General features: G+C 64.7%; 14 protein-coding genes. 13 read left to right on the forward strand and 1 reads right to left on the reverse strand.

The genetic code is table 11. The features are described from left to right. From ACG0Z6_RS01875 to lpxC, 13 genes are all read left to right on the forward strand, one after another. Entirely contained in the window at window positions 1-1509 is a 1509-nt protein-coding gene (locus ACG0Z6_RS01875) for a UDP-N-acetylmuramoyl-L-alanyl-D-glutamate--2,6-diaminopimelate ligase (protein ID WP_394458320.1), read from the forward strand. 17 nt (window positions 1510-1526) lie between these two features. Next, a complete protein-coding gene (locus ACG0Z6_RS01880) occupies window positions 1527-2957 on the forward strand; it encodes a UDP-N-acetylmuramoyl-tripeptide--D-alanyl-D-alanine ligase (RefSeq protein ID WP_394458800.1) in 1431 nt (476 codons plus the stop codon). Continuing rightward, entirely contained in the window at window positions 2947-4128 is a 1182-nt protein-coding gene (mraY, locus tag ACG0Z6_RS01885) for a phospho-N-acetylmuramoyl-pentapeptide-transferase (protein ID WP_394458322.1), read from the forward strand. The genes ACG0Z6_RS01880 and mraY overlap by 11 nt, the downstream gene beginning before the upstream one ends. A gap of 13 nt (window positions 4129-4141) precedes the next feature. Beyond that, window positions 4142-5923, forward strand: a complete 1782-nt coding sequence (murD, locus tag ACG0Z6_RS01890) for a UDP-N-acetylmuramoyl-L-alanine--D-glutamate ligase (RefSeq protein WP_394458324.1) — start codon at window positions 4142-4144, stop codon at window positions 5921-5923. Beyond that, window positions 5920-7182, forward strand: a complete 1263-nt coding sequence (gene ftsW, locus ACG0Z6_RS01895) for a putative lipid II flippase FtsW (protein WP_394458325.1) — start codon at window positions 5920-5922, stop codon at window positions 7180-7182. Before murD ends, ftsW begins: the two co-directional genes overlap by 4 nt. Next, a complete protein-coding gene (murG, locus tag ACG0Z6_RS01900; RefSeq protein ID WP_394458327.1) occupies window positions 7179-8273 on the forward strand; it encodes an undecaprenyldiphospho-muramoylpentapeptide beta-N-acetylglucosaminyltransferase in 1095 nt (364 codons plus the stop codon). The genes ftsW and murG overlap by 4 nt, the downstream gene beginning before the upstream one ends. Further along, on the forward strand, window positions 8270-9706 hold the full coding sequence (gene murC / locus ACG0Z6_RS01905) for a UDP-N-acetylmuramate--L-alanine ligase (RefSeq protein ID WP_394458329.1): 1437 nt from the start codon (window positions 8270-8272) through the stop codon (window positions 9704-9706). The genes murG and murC overlap by 4 nt, the downstream gene beginning before the upstream one ends. Next, window positions 9703-10683: a D-alanine--D-alanine ligase gene (locus ACG0Z6_RS01910; RefSeq protein WP_394458331.1), complete on the forward strand. Its 981-nt coding sequence runs from the start codon at window positions 9703-9705 to the stop codon at window positions 10681-10683. Before murC ends, ACG0Z6_RS01910 begins: the two co-directional genes overlap by 4 nt. An 18-nt stretch (window positions 10684-10701) precedes the next feature. After that, complete coding sequence (locus ACG0Z6_RS01915; protein WP_394458333.1) at window positions 10702-11550, forward strand: cell division protein FtsQ/DivIB; 849 nt, start codon at window positions 10702-10704, stop codon at window positions 11548-11550. Between the two features lie 8 nt (window positions 11551-11558). Then, complete coding sequence (gene ftsA / locus ACG0Z6_RS01920) at window positions 11559-12788, forward strand: cell division protein FtsA (RefSeq protein WP_394458335.1); 1230 nt, start codon at window positions 11559-11561, stop codon at window positions 12786-12788. Window positions 12789-12923: 135 nt separating this feature from the next. Next, a complete protein-coding gene (gene ftsZ / locus ACG0Z6_RS01925) occupies window positions 12924-14135 on the forward strand; it encodes a cell division protein FtsZ (protein ID WP_394458337.1) in 1212 nt (403 codons plus the stop codon). Window positions 14136-14390: 255 nt separating this feature from the next. Beyond that, window positions 14391-16364 carry a sensor histidine kinase gene (locus ACG0Z6_RS01930; protein ID WP_394458339.1) on the forward strand — a complete coding sequence of 658 codons (1974 nt, stop codon included), beginning with the start codon at window positions 14391-14393 and terminating at the stop codon, window positions 16362-16364. An 88-nt stretch (window positions 16365-16452) separates the two neighbouring features. Further along, entirely contained in the window at window positions 16453-17388 is a 936-nt protein-coding gene (gene lpxC / locus ACG0Z6_RS01935; RefSeq protein WP_394458341.1) for a UDP-3-O-acyl-N-acetylglucosamine deacetylase, read from the forward strand. A gap of 29 nt (window positions 17389-17417) precedes the next feature. Here lpxC and ruvC read toward each other — a convergent pair whose 3' ends face one another. Further along, window positions 17418-17969 carry a crossover junction endodeoxyribonuclease RuvC gene (gene ruvC, locus ACG0Z6_RS01940; RefSeq protein WP_394458801.1) on the reverse strand — a complete coding sequence of 184 codons (552 nt, stop codon included), beginning with the start codon at window positions 17967-17969 and terminating at the stop codon, window positions 17418-17420. Window positions 17970-18061: the final 92 nt, after the last annotated feature.

Here is an 18061-nt window from a genome sequence, read left to right on the forward strand (position 1 = left end):
ATGTTGACCCGACTCAAATCCCCCTCAGCTGCAGCCCGTTGGTTGCAGGAATGGACGCCTAGCGGCCGCCTGGTGACCGACAGCCGCGCGGTGCGCCCCGGCGACGCTTTCATTGCCTGGCCGGGCTATGCCACGGACGCGCGGCAGTTTGTCGCCGCAGCGCTGCAGGCCGGAGCGGCCACCTGCTTGGTGGAAGAGCAGGGGGTGGAGGCATTTGGTTTTACCGACGCTCGCGTGGCGGCCTTGCCTGACTTGAAGGCCCGCTGCGGCGAGATCGCGGCTGACTTCTACCAACAGCCCAGCGCAGCGCTGGAGGTGGTGGCCGTGACGGGCACCAACGGCAAGACCTCGAGTGCCTGGTGGGTGGCGCAGGTCTTGAGCGTGTTGGGCTCACCCTGCGGCATGGTCGGCACCTTGGGTGTGGGCCGCCCGCCCGTGCCGGGTGCGCAAGAGGCTGCGGCCATTGCCTCCACCGGTTTGACAACGCCTGACCCGGTGCGCCTGCAAGCGGCTTTCGCGCAAATGCGCGCGGACGGTCTGCGCAGCTGCGCCATTGAGGCCTCATCCATTGGCATCGAGGAGCACCGGCTCGCGGGCGTGCAGCTGCGCGTGGCCATGTTCACCAATTTCACCCAGGACCATCTGGACTACCACGGCGACATGGCTGCCTACTGGCAGGCCAAGCGCAAGCTGTTTGCCTGGGCCGGGCTGCAAGCAGCAGTGCTCAACCTCGACGACGCCCAAGGCCAAGGTCTGGCGGCAGAGCTGGGCAGCTCGGGCATGGACCTGTGGACCTACGGCATTGACCAAGCTCAGGCACGGTTGCAGGCTTGCGCACTGCGCCACGAGGCCGCAGGCCTGGCCTTCACCGTGGTGGAAGGGGCTCAGCAGCTGCTGGTGCAAACCGCTTTGATCGGCCGCTACAACGTCAGCAACCTGCTGGGGGTGATGGCGGCAGCGCGTGCGCTGGGGCATTCGCTGGAGGCGGTGGTGCAAGCGGTGCAGCAGGTCAGCCCCGTGCCGGGGCGCATGCAGCGCGTGGGCACCGGGCAGGAGCTGCCGCAGCTGGTGGTGGACTACGCCCACACGCCTGACGCCCTTGAAAAAGCCCTGCAAGCGCTGCGCCCGCTGGCCCAAGCACGCGGCGGGCGGCTGCATGTGGTGTTTGGCTGCGGCGGCAACCGCGACCCGCTCAAGCGCCCGCAAATGGGCGCCATTGCCGCGCAGCTGGCGGACGAAGTGATTCTGACCAGCGACAACCCGCGCGACGAAGACCCCGAACTCATTCTGGACGGCATTGCCGCAGGCATGCCCGCGGGCAGCGCAGTGCTGCGTGAAGCCGACCGCGCACGCGCCATCGCACAAGCCACCGCGCGCGCCGCCAGCCGCGATGTGGTGCTGGTGGCCGGCAAGGGCCATGAGGACTACCAAGAAGTGGCCGGTCAGCGCCGCCATTTCTGCGACATCGAGGCCTCGCGCGCGGCCCTGCTGGCGAGGGCTGGGCTGTGAGCCAACCCCTGCCGTTGATGACCCTGGGCCAGGTGTTTGAGCTCTTGCGGCCTCAGCTGCCGCAAGCCCAGCTGGTGGGCGCGGCCGACACGCCCATTGCCCGCGTGCACAGCGACACCCGCACCCTGTGTGCGGGTGACTTGTTCGTGGCATTGCGCGGCGAGCACTTTGATGCGGCCGACTTTCTGCCCCAGGCGCGTGAGGCCGGTGCCGTGGCGGCGCTGGCGCAGCGTGGGCTGTCTGCTGACACCATGCCCGGCGTGTGCGTGCCTGACACGCGTCAGGCCCTGGCTCTCTTGGCCACTGCCTGGCGGTCCCAGCACCAGCTGCCGCTCATCGCCGTGACGGGCAGCAATGGCAAGACCACGGTCACGCAAATGATGGCCTCCATCTTGCGCGCCTGGCATGGTCCGCAGGGCATGCTGGCCACGCAAGGCAACTTCAACAACGACATTGGCGTGCCGCTGACCCTGCTGCGCCTGCGACAGGACGATGCGCAGTGGCAGCATGCCGCGGTGGTGGAGCTGGGCATGAACCACCCCGGCGAAATTGCACCGCTGGCCGCCATGGCCCAGCCCACGGTCGCCTTGGTGAACAACGCCCAGCGCGAGCACCAGGAGTACATGAAGAGCATCGAGGCCGTAGCGCGCGAAAACGGCGAGGCGCTGCGCGCGCTGGGGCCCACAGGCGTGGCGGTGTTCCCGGCCGACGACGACTGCGCTCCGCTGTGGTGGGAGCTGGCGGCGGGCCGCCCGGTGCTGAGCTTTGCATTGCAAGGCCCGGCCGACATTCGCGTGCAAGCCCAGTGGGTGAGCGCCAGCGCTGGCGCCGGTGCGGGGCATTGGGCGCTCGAGATTCACACGCCTGCGGGCAGCTTGCCGGTGTCGCTGGCCATGGCGGGTTGGCACAACGTGCGCAACGCCCTGGCCGCCACCGCCTGCACGCTGGCTGCAGGCGCGCCACTGGCCGCCATTCGCGAGGGGCTGCAGAGCTTCCAGGCCGTGAAAGGGCGTTCGCAGCTGCTGGGCTTGCAGCTGGGCGGGCGGCACATCACCCTCATCGACGACAGCTACAACGCCAACCCCGACAGCGTGCGCGCCGCCATTGATGTGCTGGCGCAGCTGCCGGGCCGTTCCTGGTTGGTGCTGGGGGATATGGGCGAAGTGGGCGACCAAGGCGAGGCTTTTCATCGCGAGGTCGGTGCCTACGCTGCGCAGCGGGGTTTGGCCGCGCTGTGGACGGCAGGCAGCGCCGCGCGCGATGCCGCCGCGGCTTACGGCGCCACGGCCCGCGCCCACCCCAGCACCGCCGCACTCATTGAGGCCCTAGGGCCAGACCTGGCGGCTTTGCCGCAGGTGGACAACATCCTGATCAAAGGTTCTCGATTCATGAAGATGGAAACCGTGGTGGCCGCCTTGCAGGCCTTGGGAGCAAGGCATGCTGCTTAGTCTGGCGCAGTGGTTGCAGGCCATGTTCCCAGGCGAGCTGGGTTTTCTGCGGGTCTTTAACTACATCACCTTCCGCGCGGTGATGGCGGCGCTGACGGCGCTGCTCATCGGCTTGGCGTTTGGCCCCTGGGTGATTCGGCGCCTCACCGAACTCAAGATTGGCCAGCCCATTCGCGAGTACGGCGTGCAGCAGCATTTGTCCAAAAGCGGTACGCCCACCATGGGCGGGGTGCTGATCTTGATTGGCATTGCCGTCTCCACGCTGCTGTGGTTTGACTGGTCCAACCGCTTTGTGTGGGTGGTGATGCTGGTCACCATGGGCTTTGGCGCCATTGGCTGGGTGGACGACTACCGCAAGGTCGTCAACAAAGACCCCGAAGGCATGCGCAGCCGCGAGAAGTTTTTCTGGCAGGCCCTCATCGGGCTGGCGGCGGCTTTGTATCTGGCGTTCTCGGTGTCCGAGACCAGCTTTTTGCGTGTGCTGGAACTCTTTGCGCGCTGGGTGCAAAGCGGCTTCTCTACGGACCTGCCGCCCAAGGCCGATTTGATGCTGCCCTTCTTCAAATCGGTGAGCTACCCGCTGGGCGTGTTTGGGTTTATCGCGCTGTCCTTCTTCGTCATCGTGGGTACCAGCAACGCGGTGAACTTCACCGACGGGCTCGACGGTTTGGCCATCATGCCGGTGGTCATGGTGGGCTCGGCCCTGGGCGTGTTTGCTTACGTCACGGGCTCCTCGGTCTACAGCAAATACTTGCTCTTTCCCTACATCCCGGGCAGCGGCGAGTTGTTGATCTTCTGCGCCGCGCTGGGCGGTGCAGGTCTGGCCTTTTTGTGGTTCAACACCCACCCGGCCCAGGTGTTTATGGGCGATGTGGGTGCGCTGGCCCTGGGCGGAGCGCTGGGCACGCTGGCTGTGATCACGCGCCAGGAAATCGTGCTGGGCATCATGGGCGGCGTGTTTGTGGCCGAGGTGCTGTCGGTGATGATCCAGGTGACCTGGTTCAAGATCACCAAGCGCCGTTATGGCGAGGGGCGGCGTATCTTCAAGATGGCGCCGCTGCACCACCATTTTGAAAAATCGGGCTGGCGCGAAACCCAGGTGGTGGTGCGCTTTTGGATCATCACCATGCTGCTGTGCCTGGTGGGCCTGGCGAGCTTGAAGCTGCGCTGAAGAGGGGAACGCTATGGACTTCCCCCGCCTTCACCAAGATGCCCATGCCCTGGTGCTGGGCCTGGGTGACTCCGGCCTGGCCATGGCCAAGTGGCTGCAAAACCTGGGTGCGGGCCTGACGGTGTGGGACAGCCGCGAGCAGCCGCCGCAGCTGCAAGCGCTGCGCGAAGCCTGCCCGCAGGCGCAATTCATCAGCGGTGCATTGGCGCCTGAGGCGCTGCAGGGTGTGACGCTGCTGTGCAAAAGCCCGGGCCTGTCGCCGCTGGACGAGCGCCTGGCGCCGCTGCTGACCGCCGCCAAAGCTCAGGGTCTGCGCGTGCAAGGCGAGTTGGACCTGTTTGCCCAAGCCCTGGCGCAGCTGCGCAGCCGCTATGGCTACAAGCCTGATGTGCTGGCCATCACCGGCACCAATGGCAAAACCACCACCACCTGCATGACCGCCTTGCTGGTGGAGTGCGCGGGCCGCCGTGTCGGGCTGGCGGGCAATATCGGGCCCACGCTCTTGGACACGCTCACGCAGGCCCTGGGGCAAGAGCCGCAGCGCGAGGATTGGGTGCCGCCCGTGCCGGGCAGCGCCGTGCCAGCCCCGCTTGCCGCCGAACTGCCGCCTGCAGAGGTCGCCGAGGTTGCCGCAGCGGACGCGAGCGTCGATACGCCGCCAGCCGAGCCAGCCGAGCCAGCCGAGCCAGCCGACAGCCCGGCCGAGGCAGAACCCGAGTTGCTCACCGAGCGGCCGCTGCCCATTGCTTTGCCCACGCCCGTGCCACCGCCTTTTGAGGCGCTGCCCGAGGTCTGGGTGCTGGAGCTTTCCAGCTTCCAGCTCGACGAGGTCCAGGGCTTTGAGCCCAGCGCCGCAGCGGTGCTCAACCTCAGCCAAGACCATCTGGATTGGCATGGCGACATGCCCGCCTATGGCCGCGCCAAAGCGCGCATCTTTGGCCAGGATGGCGTGGTGGTGGTCAACCGCGACGACCCGCAGGTGCTGGCCTTGGTGCCCGCGCCCGTGATGGTCAAGGGCTCGCGCGGGCGCCCATCCAAACAGATCGAGCGCCGTGTGCTGCGCTTTGGCTTGGACATGCCGCGCCGCCCCGGTGACTTTGGCCTGCAGGTGGAGCAGGGCATGGCCTGGCTGGTGCGTGCGCGCGAACCCGAGCCCGGCATCAAGCTGCGCCCGGGTGAGGTGCATGAGCTGCACATCCAGCGCCTCATGCCCGCTGACGCCCTGCGCGTGCGGGGCCGCCACAACGCCGCCAATGCGCTGGCGGCGCTGGCCCTGGCCAGCAGCATTGGCTGTCCGCTGGCTCCCATGCTGCATGGCCTGCGCGAATACCGCGGTGAGCCGCACCGCGTGGAGTTTGTGCAGCGCCTGGACGAGGTGGACTTTTACGACGACTCCAAAGGCACGAATGTGGGCGCCACCGTGGCGGCCATTCTGGGTCTTGGGGCCGACCGTGCACCGGCCAAGCTGGTGCTGATTTTGGGTGGCGACGGCAAGGGCCAGGATTTCTCGCCCTTGGCCACGCCCGTGGCGTTGCATGCCCGCGCCGTGGCCCTGATTGGCCGCGACGCCCCGCAGCTGCGCGCCGCACTGGCCGACTGCGGCGTGCCCCTGCAAGATCACGCCACGCTGGAAGAAGCCACGCGCTGGTGCGCGGCCCAGGCCCAGGCGGGCGACAGCGTGCTGCTGAGCCCGGCCTGCGCCAGCCTCGATATGTTCCGCAACTACGCCCACCGTGCTGAGGTGTTTGTTCAAACCGTGCAAGCGCTGGCGCAAGACCAGGGGTACAGCGTATGAGTTCAAGCGCTGGCCATTCGTCGCAGGGCTTGCTGGCACGGTGGCGCGACTGGCGCGCCGCACGCGGCCCCGAGTCCGTGCCCGTGCGCGACTGGGTGACCACTTCTGGCGGCCAGCCCACGCGCATTCAGGGCTATGACGTGACGCTGCTGTGGGTGGTGCTGACGCTCATGGCCGTGGGTCTGCTGATGGTGTATTCGGCCTCCATCGCCTTGCCCGACAGCCCGCGTTTTGCCAAATACGCGCCCACGCACTTCTTTGCGCGCCAGGCCCTCTACATCACGGCCGGCCTGATTGCGGGCTATTGCACGGTGTTCATTCCCATGTCGGTGTGGGAGCGCTGGGCACCCTGGCTGTTCGTGCTGAGCTTGGTCCTGCTGGTGGCTGTGCTGATTCCCGGCATTGGCAAAGTGGTCAACGGCGCGCGGCGCTGGATCCCGCTGGGCATCATGAATTTCCAGCCCTCGGAGCTGGCCAAGTTGGCCATCGCCATGTATGCCGCCAGCTATATGGTGCGCAAGATGGACGTGAAGGAAAACTTCTTCCAGGCCGTCTGGCCCATGGTGGTGGCCCTGGGCGTGGTGGGGCTCTTGCTGCTGGCCGAGCCCGATATGGGCGCTTTCATGGTGATTGCCGCCATCGCCATGGGCATTCTGTTTTTGGGTGGCGTCAACGGCCGCATGTTCTTCCTCGTGGTGGCGGTGCTGGTGGGGGCCTTCGTGCTGATGGTGACCTTCAGCGAGTTCCGCCGCGAGCGCATCTTTGCCTACCTCGACCCCTGGAACGACAAGTACGCGCAGGGCAAGGCTTACCAGCTCACGCACTCGCTCATCGCGTTTGGGCGCGGCGAGTTTTTTGGCCAGGGTCTGGGCGGCAGTGTCGAGAAGCTGCATTACCTGCCCGAAGCCCACACCGACTTTTTGCTGGCGGTGATTGGCGAGGAGCTGGGCTTCATCGGCGTGGCGCTGGTGATCTTTGCCTTCTTCTGGATGTCGCGCCGCATCTTTCACATCGGGCGCCAGGCCGTGGCGCTGGACCGTGTGTTCGCTGGCCTGTACGCCCAAGGCATAGGCATTTGGATGGCAGGGCAGGGCGTGATCAATATGGGTGTGAATCTTGGCGCGCTGCCCACCAAGGGCCTGACGCTGCCGCTGCTGAGCTTTGGTGGCTCGGCCATTCTCATGAACTGCGTGGCGCTGGCCGTGGTGCTGCGCGTGGACATTGAGAACCGCCAGATGATGCGCGGAGGTCGCTCATGACGCGCCACCTCGTGGTCATGGCCGCGGGTACGGGCGGCCACATCATTCCGGGCCTGGCGGTGGCGGCTGAAATGCAGCGCCGGGGCTGGACGGTGTCATGGCTGGGCACTGAAGCGGGCATGGAGAACAAGCTCGTGCCCCCCAGCGGTTTGCCGCTGGACCGGCTGGCCTTTGCGGGCTTGCGCGGCAAGGGCTGGCGCCACACGCTGAAGGGTTTGCTGGGTTTTGCGCGTGCGCTGCAGCAGTGCCACCGCGTGTTTCATTCGCGCGGCGCCGACGCCGTGCTGGGCATGGGCGGCTATGTGTGCGTGCCCGGTGGTTTGATGGCATGGCTGTGCCGCCGCCCCTTGCTGCTGGTGAATGCCGACGCAGGACTGCTGCTCTCCAACAAAGCCCTGGCACCATTGGCCACGCGCTTGTTGTTCGGCTTTGATGGCCCCAGCGCGCAGCGGCCAGGGGCTGTGGTCACCGGCAATCCAGTGCGTGCTGGCATTGAAGAAATCAGCCCACCCGAGCAGCGCTACGCCTCACGCCAGGGGCCGCTGCGGGTCATGGTGGTGGGCGGCTCGCTGGGTGCGCGGGCGCTCAACGAGGCCCTGCCCGCAGCCCTGGCCGCATTGCCGCGCGAGCAGCGTCCGCTGCTCACCCACCAAACCGGCGAGGCGCATTGCGCCAGCGTGCAGGCGGCTTACCGTGCCTTGGGGCTGGAGCCCGGTGTGGACGTGGAGGTGCTGCCCTTCATCACCGACATGGAGCAGCGACTGGCCGAGCTGGATGTGGTGATTGGCCGCGCGGGCGCGGTGACGGTGAGCGAGCTGTGCGCGGCGGGCGTGGCCAGTGTGCTCGTGCCCCTGGTGGTCAGCACCACCGCCCACCAGCGTGACAACGCCCAGTACATGGCAGCGCAACAAGCTGCCGTGCATCTGCCCCAAGGCGAGCTGACGAGCGAGCGGCTGGCTGAGGTTTTGACCCTCTCGCGCCAAGACTGTCTGGCCATGGCCACGCGCGCACGGGCTTTGGCCCGTCCCCAGGCTGCCGCCCGGGTGGCCGATGAAATTGAAGCCGTGGTGGCCGCCAGGAGTCGCGCATGAAGCATGCCGTGCAACACATTCACTTCACCGGCATTGGCGGCGCGGGCATGAGCGGCATTGCTGAAATGCTGCTGGCCCAGGGCTACCGTGTCAGCGGTTCTGACCAGGCCGAAAGCGCCACCACCGAGCGCCTGCGCAGCCTCGGGGCCAGTGTGCACATCGGGCATGCGGCCGAGCATGTGGCTCACGCGCAGTTGCTGGTCAAAACCAGCGCGCTCTCGCCCACCAACCCGGAGCTGATGGCGGCGCATGCGCGCGGCATTCCGGTGCTCTTACGCGCGCAAATGCTGGCCGAGTTGATGCGCCCGCGCATGGGCCTGGCTGTGGCGGGTACGCATGGCAAAACCACAACCACTTCGCTGCTGACCACCGTGCTGCGCCACGCGGGCCTGGACCCGAGCTACGCCATTGGCGGGCAGCTGCTGGAGTCAGGTGCCAATGCGCATGTGGGCACTGGTGCCCTGATGGTGGTGGAGGCCGATGAGTCCGATGCCTCCTTCTTGCACCTGCTGCCGCAGTTGGCCATCGTGACCAATATCGATGCCGACCACATGGACACCTACGGGCACGATATGGCCCGTTTGCGTCAGGCCTTTGTGGACTTCTTGCACCGCATGCCGTTTTGGGGTGCCGCAGTGCTGTGCGGTGACGACCCCGGCGTGCGTTCCATCCTGCCGCTGCTGTCTCGGCCCCAGCGCCTCTACGGCCTGGGCGAGGACAACGACGTGCGCGCGGTGGACGTACAGGCACAACCCGGCGGTGGCATGCACTTCACCGTGCTGCGCCGCCACCCCCAGCGCGGCACGCTCGCACCGCTGGCCGTACAACTGCGGCTGGCGGGGCAGCACAATGTGCTCAACGCGCTGGCGGTCATTGCCCTGGCCATGGAGCTGGGCGTGGATGACGCCGCCGTGTGCAGCGGGCTGGCCGGTTTTGGCGGCGTGGGCCGACGCTTTCAAAGCTGGGGTGAGCACGCCTTGCCTTCGGGTCAGGGCACGGCCTTGGTCATTGACGACTACGGCCATCACCCTGTGGAAATGGCCGCCGTGCTGCAGGCAGCACGCGGGGCCTACCCCGGGCGGCGCCTGGTGCTGGCTTTCCAGCCGCACCGCTACACCCGCACGCGCGACTGCTTTGACGAATTCGCCAAGGTCTTGTCCGCAGCGGACGCGGTCTTGCTGTGCGAGATCTACGCTGCCAGCGAGCCGCCGCTGGCGGGCATCAGTGGCGAGAGCTTGGCCCAAGCCGTGCGTCAGCGTGGCACCGAAGCCCATTTCGTGGGCGAGTGGCAGGCCCTGGCGCCGCAGCTGCTGGCGCAGGCACGCGGTGGCGATGTGCTCATCGTCATGGGCGCGGGCTCGGTGGGCGCGGTGCCGCAGCGCCTGGTGGCCTTGCTCGAAACAACACCTACAAAGGGAGTGGATCAGCCATGACGCTGGATCTCAAGATTGCATCGATTGACCCCAAGGCCATGGGCAAAGTGGCCGTGCTGATGGGCGGTAACTCGGCCGAGCGCGAGGTTTCGGCCACCATGTCAGGCCCAGGCGTGCTCGCGGCCTTGCAGGCGCGCGGCGTGGATGTGCTGGCTTTTGACCCGGCCCAGCGCAGCCTGCACGAACTGCAGGCACTGGGCGTGCAGCGTGCCTTTATCGCGCTGCATGGGCGCGGTGGCGAGGACGGCACGGTGCAAGGCGCGCTGGAGTTGCTGCGCATTCCCTATACCGGCTCTGGCGTGATGGCTTCGGCCATCGCCATGGACAAAATCACCACCAAGCGCCTGTGGCAATCGGTGGGCCTGCCCACGCCGCGCTGGGTCAGCTTGGCCAAGCACCAGCAGCAGCGCGAACAACTCATGGCTGTGCCTGACGAGCTGGGTCTGCCCGTGTTCGTGAAGCCCCCGCACGAGGGCTCCTCGATGGGTGCCACCAAAGTCAACGGCTACTCCGACATGCAAGAAGCCGTGGCGCTGGCCGCGCGCTTTGACTCCGAAGTGCTGTGCGAGGAATTCATCGACGGCCAGGAGTTCACCTGCGCCGTGCTCGGCCAAGGTGAAGCTGCCGTGGCGCTGCCGGTGGTGGAGATCTGCGCCGAGCAGGGCAACTACGACTACCAAAACAAGTACTTCACCAACAGCACGGTTTACAAAGTCGGACAGGCCGACCCGCAGTGGCAAGCGCAGGTGCAGCAGCTGGTGCTGCAGGCCTACCGCGTGCTGGGTTGCCGGGGCTGGGGGCGTGCGGATTTGATGCTCAGCCGCAAAGACGGGCGCGTCTACCTGCTGGAAATGAACACCAGCCCGGGCATGACCTCGCACTCCCTGGTGCCCAAGGCCGCAGCGGCCGTGGGCGTGAGCTACGAAGAGCTCTGCCTGTGGCTGCTGTCGCAGGCACGCCTGGACAGCCAGTCCTGATCTGAGCCCATCCAAGCCATGGCACGCCACAACCCCCACACCGCAAGCCCAGCCCTGCCGGCCGACATCCGTGTCATGAACGGCATGGCCTTGGCGCTGCTGGGGCTGCTGCTTTTGATGGCGCTGGGCGCTGGCGTGCTGTGGCTGGCACGCCAGCCCATGTTCAGTATTCGCGCCATTCACATCGAAGGCGATGTGAACCGCAACAGCGCGGCCTCCTTGCGCGCCAACGCGCTGCCGCGGCTGTCGGGCAACTTTTTGTCCATGAATTTGCAAGTGGCGCGCGAGGCCTTTGAATCCGTGCCTTGGGTGCGGCAAGCCCAGGTGCAGCGCATTTGGCCCAATCAAATCAAGGTCACGCTGCAAGAACACCAGCCCACGGCACTGTGGCAAGGCAAGGTCGACGGCGCTGACGCCTCCAGCGAGGCCGTGCGCGAGGCTTTGCTGGTGAACAGCTTTGGCGAAGTCTTTCAGGCCAATGTGGGCGATGTCGAGGACGAAGACCTGCCCACCCTCTCTGGCCCGCAAGGTTCGGCCCAGCGCATGCTGCAAATGTGGCAGGCCTTGAATGCCATCAGCCAGCAGCGACTCAGCGAGGCCGTGACCCGTCTGGACTTGTCCGGCCGCGGATCTTGGCGGCTGACGCTGGAAAAAGGTGGGGTGGTGGAGCTGGGGCGTGGCGAAGCTGCTGAAGTTCAAGCTCGCTTTCAGGAGTTTGCGTCCAGCTCTAAGGTGATTGCTGCCCGCTACCACGCAGAATTGGTATCTGCCGATCTTCGGCACGAATTGGGCTACGCGCTGCGACTCTCCGGGGTCAGCACACAGTTATCCACACAAAAGCCGCTCACGGCTAAGAAAAGCAACTGAGGACTCTCATGGCCAAGGAATACAAGGATTTGGTCGTCGGTTTGGACATCGGAACTGCCAAGATCATGGCCGTGGTGGCTGAGGTCATGGGAAATGGCGAGCTGCGCATTGCCGGCTTGGGTGTAGCGCCCAGCCATGGCCTTAAGCGCGGGGTTGTGGTGAATATCGACGCCACCGTCCAGTCCATCCAGCAGGCCTTGAAAGAGGCGGAAATGATGGCCGACTGCCGCATCTCGCGGGTATTTACGGGCATCACTGGCAGCCATATCCGAGGTCAAAACTCCACCGGCATGGTCATCGTGCGCGATAAGGAGGTCACGACGGTGGATGTGGCGCGTGTGGTGGATACCGCCAAGGCTATCAATATTCCTAATGACCAACGCTTGTTGCTGGTGGAGCCGCAAGAATTTGTCATTGACGGACACGAAGTTAAAGAACCCATTGGCATGAGCGGTGGGCGGCTGGAGGTCAAGGTTCACATCGTGACCGGGGCCCAAAGCGCGGCGGAAAATATCGTCAAATGCGTGCGCCGCTGCGGCCTGGAAGTGGAGCAACTGGTGCTCAACCCCAGTGCCTCAAGTTTGGCGGCGCTCACTTCGGACGAGCGCGACCTCGGTGTGGCTCTGGTGGACATCGGTGCGGGCACCACCGACGTGGCCATTTTCACTGGTGGCTCCATCCGCCACACGGCCGTCATTCCTATCGCCGGGGATCTCATCACCAGCGATATCGCCATGGCGCTGCGCACCCCCACCAAAGACGCGGAAGAAATCAAAGTTGAATATGGCGTGGCCAAACAACTTTTGGCCGACCCGGCGGACCAAGTGGAAGTGCCGGGATTGGGCGATCGCGCGCCGCGCATGCTTTCAAAACAAGCGCTGGCTGGGGTCATAGAACCCCGGGTTGAGGAAATCTTTTCCCTGGTTCAGCAGGTCATTCGTCAATCTGGGTACGAGGAACTGTTGTCGTCTGGGATTGTTTTGACCGGGGGTTCGGCCGTGATGCCGGGCATGGTGGAACTGGCAGAAGACATTTTCTTGAAGCCCGTTCGCCGTGGAAACCCGACCTACAACGGCGCGCTCTTTGACATGGTGGCCAATCCCCGATCTGCAACAGCCATGGGTTTGTTGGAGGAGGCGCGGCTTTCCCGCAGCCGAGGTATCAAAGCGACCCAGCAGGCGGGCTCGGTCAAGACCATGTTTGGTCGCGCCAAAGACTGGTTCTCGGGATATTTCTGAGACGCAAACGAATCAAGGCGGGCGGAAGCAGGCAGGAATGTTGACAAAACGTTTCATTCAAGCAAAAAAGACCTTTCGCCCAGTGGTATTTTTTGAATAGTCGCTGCACAATTCGAAGCAGACAGGAGGTTTGAAATGGCCATCGAAATGATCGAAGAGTTTGATCAAGGTACTCAGATCAAGGTGATCGGTGTCGGCGGTGGTGGTGGTAACGCCGTGGAACACATGATTAGCCAGGGTGTGCAAGGCGTTGAATTCATCGTCGCCAATACGGATGCACAAGCCCTGAATCGTTCCAAGGCAGACCAACTTCTGCAACTGGGTCACAGCGGCCTGGGTGCGGGCGCCAAGCCTGAAGTGGGCAAGGCTGCCGCCGAAGAGGCTGAAGCGCGTATTCGCGAGTCCATTCAAGGCGCCAACATGCTGTTCATCACGGCAGGCATGGGTGGTGGTACGGGCACCGGTGCGGCTCCTGTGATTGCCCGCGTGGCCAAGGAAATGGGCGTGCTGACCGTGGGTGTGGTCACCAAGCCCTTCGAATTCGAGGGTTCGCGCCGCTCCAAAGCCGCTGACGCGGGCTTGGCGGAGCTGGAAGCCAATGTCGATTCGCTCATCGTCGTGCTCAACGACAAGCTGCTGGAAGTGCTGGGTGACGACGTCACGCAGGACCAAGCTTTCGCCCACGCCAACGACGTGTTGAAGAACGCCGTGGGTGGCATCTCCGACATCATTCACATGCCCGGCTTGGTCAACGTTGACTTCGAAGACGTCAAGACGGTGATGAGCGAGCCCGGCAAGGCCATGATGGGTACGGCAGTGGCCACGGGCCCGGATCGTGCGACCAAGGCAGCCGAACTGGCGGTGTCCTGCCCGCTGCTCGAAGGCATCGATCTCTCTGGCGCGCGCGGCGTGCTGGTGCTGATCGCGGCGGGGCGCTCGACCTTCAAGCTGTCTGAGAGCCGCAGCGCCATGTCCGCCATCAAGCGTTACGCCGCCGAGGATGCCCACATCATCTACGGTACGGCCTATGACGAAAGCCTGGGTGACGCGCTGCGCGTGACGGTGATTGCCACGGGCTTGTGCCAAAAGGGCCGCCAGCAACAGCAGGTTGCTGCACCGCTGCAGGTTGTGACTCAGCGCACGGGCACTGACAACATGCCGGTGCTGACCCAGTCGGTGGTGATGCGCGGCGCAGGCATGGGCTTGGGTGCTTCGGTGGATGCGCCTGCGGCGCGTCCCGGCGTGTGGCAAAGCGGTCGTACTGCGGCAGCCAAGGTCGAGGCCCTGTCATCCAATGGCATGGACGAGATCGAAATTCCAGCGTTCTTGCGCAAGCAGGCAGATTGACTTTTGCCATCGGCTGCAGCCGCACTGAACAGTGCTGCCAGCCATTGATGACCAAGAAAAAGGCCGTGCTCAGCATGGCCTTTTTTGTATTGCTTTGAATTTGTTTGGTTTGTGAAGCTGCTTTTAGGCAGACTAAGGCCTGCGCGTCGGGATGACCCAGCCGACGAAGCACAACAACAGCCCTAAAGGGCACAGGCGTGGGCAAGGGAGGGGAGATACATGCGGTTCAGGCTGTGGTGCGCTTTGCTCTGGCTCATGGGAAGCATGGTGGGGAATGTGCTGGGGGCGCAGCCGCGCTTGATGCCACAACCCGATGCTGCGCCCACCCAGGCCGTGGCTTTGACCTTGTCAGAGGCCGAGTTGGCCACCAGCCTCTGGACCGAGGAGCAATTGCAACGCTGGTGGGCCTTGTTGCGTCATGGTGGGGCACGAGCGCTAGAGCTACCGGCTGACCTTGCTCCTCCCGATCTGGCTCAGCAATGGCAATTGGTGCCTCTGCCTGACACGCAGCGCCTGACGCGACTTGCAGGCGCGAGTGACCGCTACCAAATGCGCTGGTACCGCTTGCGCCTGACTTTGCAGGAAGAGCGCTGGCCGAGCAGCATGGCCGTGTATGTGCCGCGCTTGGTAGCCAATGCGGCAGCCGTGATGGTGCGTACCGATGGGCAATGGCATCTGGTTCATGACAACCAGCGCCATGCCCGGGAGCAATGGGTACGGCCTCTGTGGGTGACCATGCCTGCAGCCATTGGCGGGCTGAGCCAACAACCGGAAGTTGAATTGGTGCTGGCTGTGCCTGTGCGTATGGGGCAAGACTTTGTGCTGTCGCGCGTCAGCGTGGGCGATGTCACGGCGCTGGAAGACAGCTACCGCGCGCGCTGGGCCTTGCAGATTGGTCTGCCCCAGGCCACGGCGTTGTCGCTGTCCATCATGGGTTTGTTTGCGCTCACGCTGTGGTTGCGTCGGCGCAGTGATCGGGCCAATCTGGTGTTCACGCTGGCCAGTTTGGCGTGGCTGCTGTGCAGCTTGCCCTATTTCGTGGAGGCGCCGCATGCGGCGACTGCGCTGGCCTGGTTCTGGTGGCTCGCCGTAGCCTCCATGGCCTGGGTGGTGTTTTTGACCTTTGCTTTCGTGCTGGAATTTGCCAGCCAGCGGCTGAGTCAGGTCAAACGAATCATGGCCGTGTCGGTGCTGGTATTGACCGTGGCGGCCATGCCGGTGTGGCAGCTGCCCAATGGGTTTTGGGGCCTGTATGCTGCCATCGCACTGCAAGCCATGTTGGGTTTGGGTGTGCTGAATTGGGTGGCTTGGGGGGCCATGGGTTCGCCGCCGCTCAAGGTGTTTTCAGTGTCATTGCTGACCACCATGGCCCTGGGCTTGCATGATCTGGGCATGTTGGATGGCTGGTGGGGCGCCGAGCATGTCTATCTCATGCCCGTGGGCACGCTGCTGGTGTTGCTGTGCTTTTTGTATGCGCTGCGCTTTCGGTATTTCGAAGCCCTGCACTTTGTGGCCTTGGCCAACCAGACTTTGAGCCAGCGCCTGACGGAGCAGGAGGCGCAGTTGCAGCACAAGCACGAACTGCTGCTGCAGGCCGAGCGCGAGCAGGCCTTGCTGCGCGAGCGCCAGCGACTCATGCAGGACATGCACGATGGCTTGGGCTCTTCTTTGCTGTCGGCCATGGTGGCGGTGGAGCAAGGTTTGATGCGCCACGACCAGGTGGTCGATGTGCTGCGAGAGTGCGTGGACGACTTGCGCTTGGTGATCGACTCGCTGGAACCTGTGAGTAACGATTTGGTGTCGCTGCTGGCCACCATGCGCTACCGCCTGGGCAAACGACTGCAAGCTGGTGGATTGAATTTGGAGTGGGATGTGCAGGACCTGCCCCCGCTCGATTGGCTGGAGCCGCCCGATGCCTTGCAGGTGCTGCGTCTGATGCAGGAGGCGCTGACCAACACCTTGAAGCACGCCAGGGCAGGGCGGGTGCGCGTGGTCACACGGGATTTGGGCGAGCAGGTCGAAATACGCGTGGAGGACGATGGGTGCGGCTTTGACAGCACGCAGGCCCAGCATGGGCGCGGCTTGCGCGGACTGCGCCGCCGGGCACAGATGCTGGGCGGCGCAGTTGATGTGCAAAGCCGACCAGGGCAGGGCACTGTGGTGCGCTTGCTGCTGCCGCTGCACCGAGCTGCTGCGCTTGCGGGCCCCGCGCCTGATCCGGTGGCTTGAGGCACTGCTCGCCATTCCCCCCCGATATGCACAGCTCTATGGCTGTGATGTAGGTGTTGTTTGAAGGGATGTCGGACAATCGACGGCTATGTTGCAGCAACGCACTCTTGAATCTATCGCCCGCGCCGTGGGCGTGGGCATACACAGCGGGCAGAAGGTCGAACTGACTTTGCGCCCCGCCGCACCGGACACCGGCATTGTGTTCCGTCGTGTGGACTTGGCCCAGCCCGTGGACATTCCGGTACGCCCCGATCAGGTCTGCGACACCCGCATGGCCACCACCATCAGCCCTGGTGGCGACCCCGGCCAGCCCAAGGTGCAGACCATTGAGCACCTTTTGTCGGCCTGCGCAGGGCTGGGGTTGGACAATCTGCGGGTGGATATCAGCGCCGACGAGGTGCCGATTTTGGATGGCTCGGCGGCGAGTTTTGTCTACCTGCTGCAGTCCGCCGGCATTGCGCTGCAGGACGCGCCCAAGCGCTTTTTGCGCGTGCTCAAACCCGTTGAAGTGCGTCGCGGCGAGGGCAAAAGCCTGATGTGGGCGCGGCTGGAGCCACACCACGGCTACACGCTGAATTTCCAGATCGAGTTCGACAACCCCGCTGTCTCGGCCACCGGCCAGCACTACACCTTTGACATGGGCTCAGGCCAGTACAAGCGCGAAATTGCGCGGGCCCGAACCTTTGGCATGACCAAGGACATCGAGCTCATGCGTTCACGCGGCCTGACGCTGGGGGGCAGCATGGACAACGCCATCGTCGTGGACGACTACCGCGTGCTCAATGCCGATGGGTTGCGCTACGACGACGAGTTTGTGAAGCACAAAATCCTCGATGCCATTGGCGATATGCAGGTTGCGGGCTATCCGCTGCTGGCAGCCTACACCTCGTTCAAGGGTGGGCACGCGCTCAACAATCTGCTGGTGCGGGCTTTGCTGGCCGACACCAGCGCCTGGGAGCTGGTGCATTTCGAGGACGAGCGCGAAGCACCGGCTGGCTTTGCCGAGCTGGCTCCGGCCTGGTGATCTGCCACTGCGCCTGAGGCGTGCTGGCCTCAGTAGGTGCGCCCGCCGCGGAACTGCGCGTGCTGGCGCCGCTGCAAGGTGGTGTGCTTGCCCATGGCGGCAAACGAGGCCCCCGCGTGGGCGTGCATGATGGCCAGGCCCAGTGCATCGGCCGCGTCTTTGCCAGGCTCGCCCGGCAGCTGCAGCAAGCGCTGCACCATCATCTGAATCTGCTCTTTCTTCGCATGGCCGTGGCCCACCACGGCCTTTTTCATTTGCAGCGCGGTGTATTCGGCCACGGGCAGATCGCAAGACACCAAGGCGGTGAGGGCCGCACCGCGGGCTTGGCCCAGCAGCAGCGTGGATTGCGGGTTGACGTTGACGAAGACGATTTCCACCGCCGCGCAGGTGACCTGGTAGGTGGTGGCGACTTCGCGCACACCGTCGAAGAGGATTTTCAGTCGCGCGGGCAAGTCGCCCTGAGCCACACCGCTGGTGGTGCGTATGGTGCCGCTGGCCACATAGCTCAGGCGCGGCCCATCGGCGTCGATGACGCCAAAGCCCGTGGTCTGCAGCCCGGGGTCAATGCCCAGAATGCGCATCACGCGGGCCTCCCTTGCAGCGCAAGGGGCGGGAGAGAAGAACTGACGTCATGCGCAAACATGGCGCCAGTATCGTTCATGCCGTGCTGCTT

Origin of the sequence: Roseateles rivi, assembly GCF_043555845.1 — a bacterium.
Lineage (GTDB): Bacteria > Pseudomonadota > Gammaproteobacteria > Burkholderiales > Burkholderiaceae_C > Roseateles > Roseateles rivi.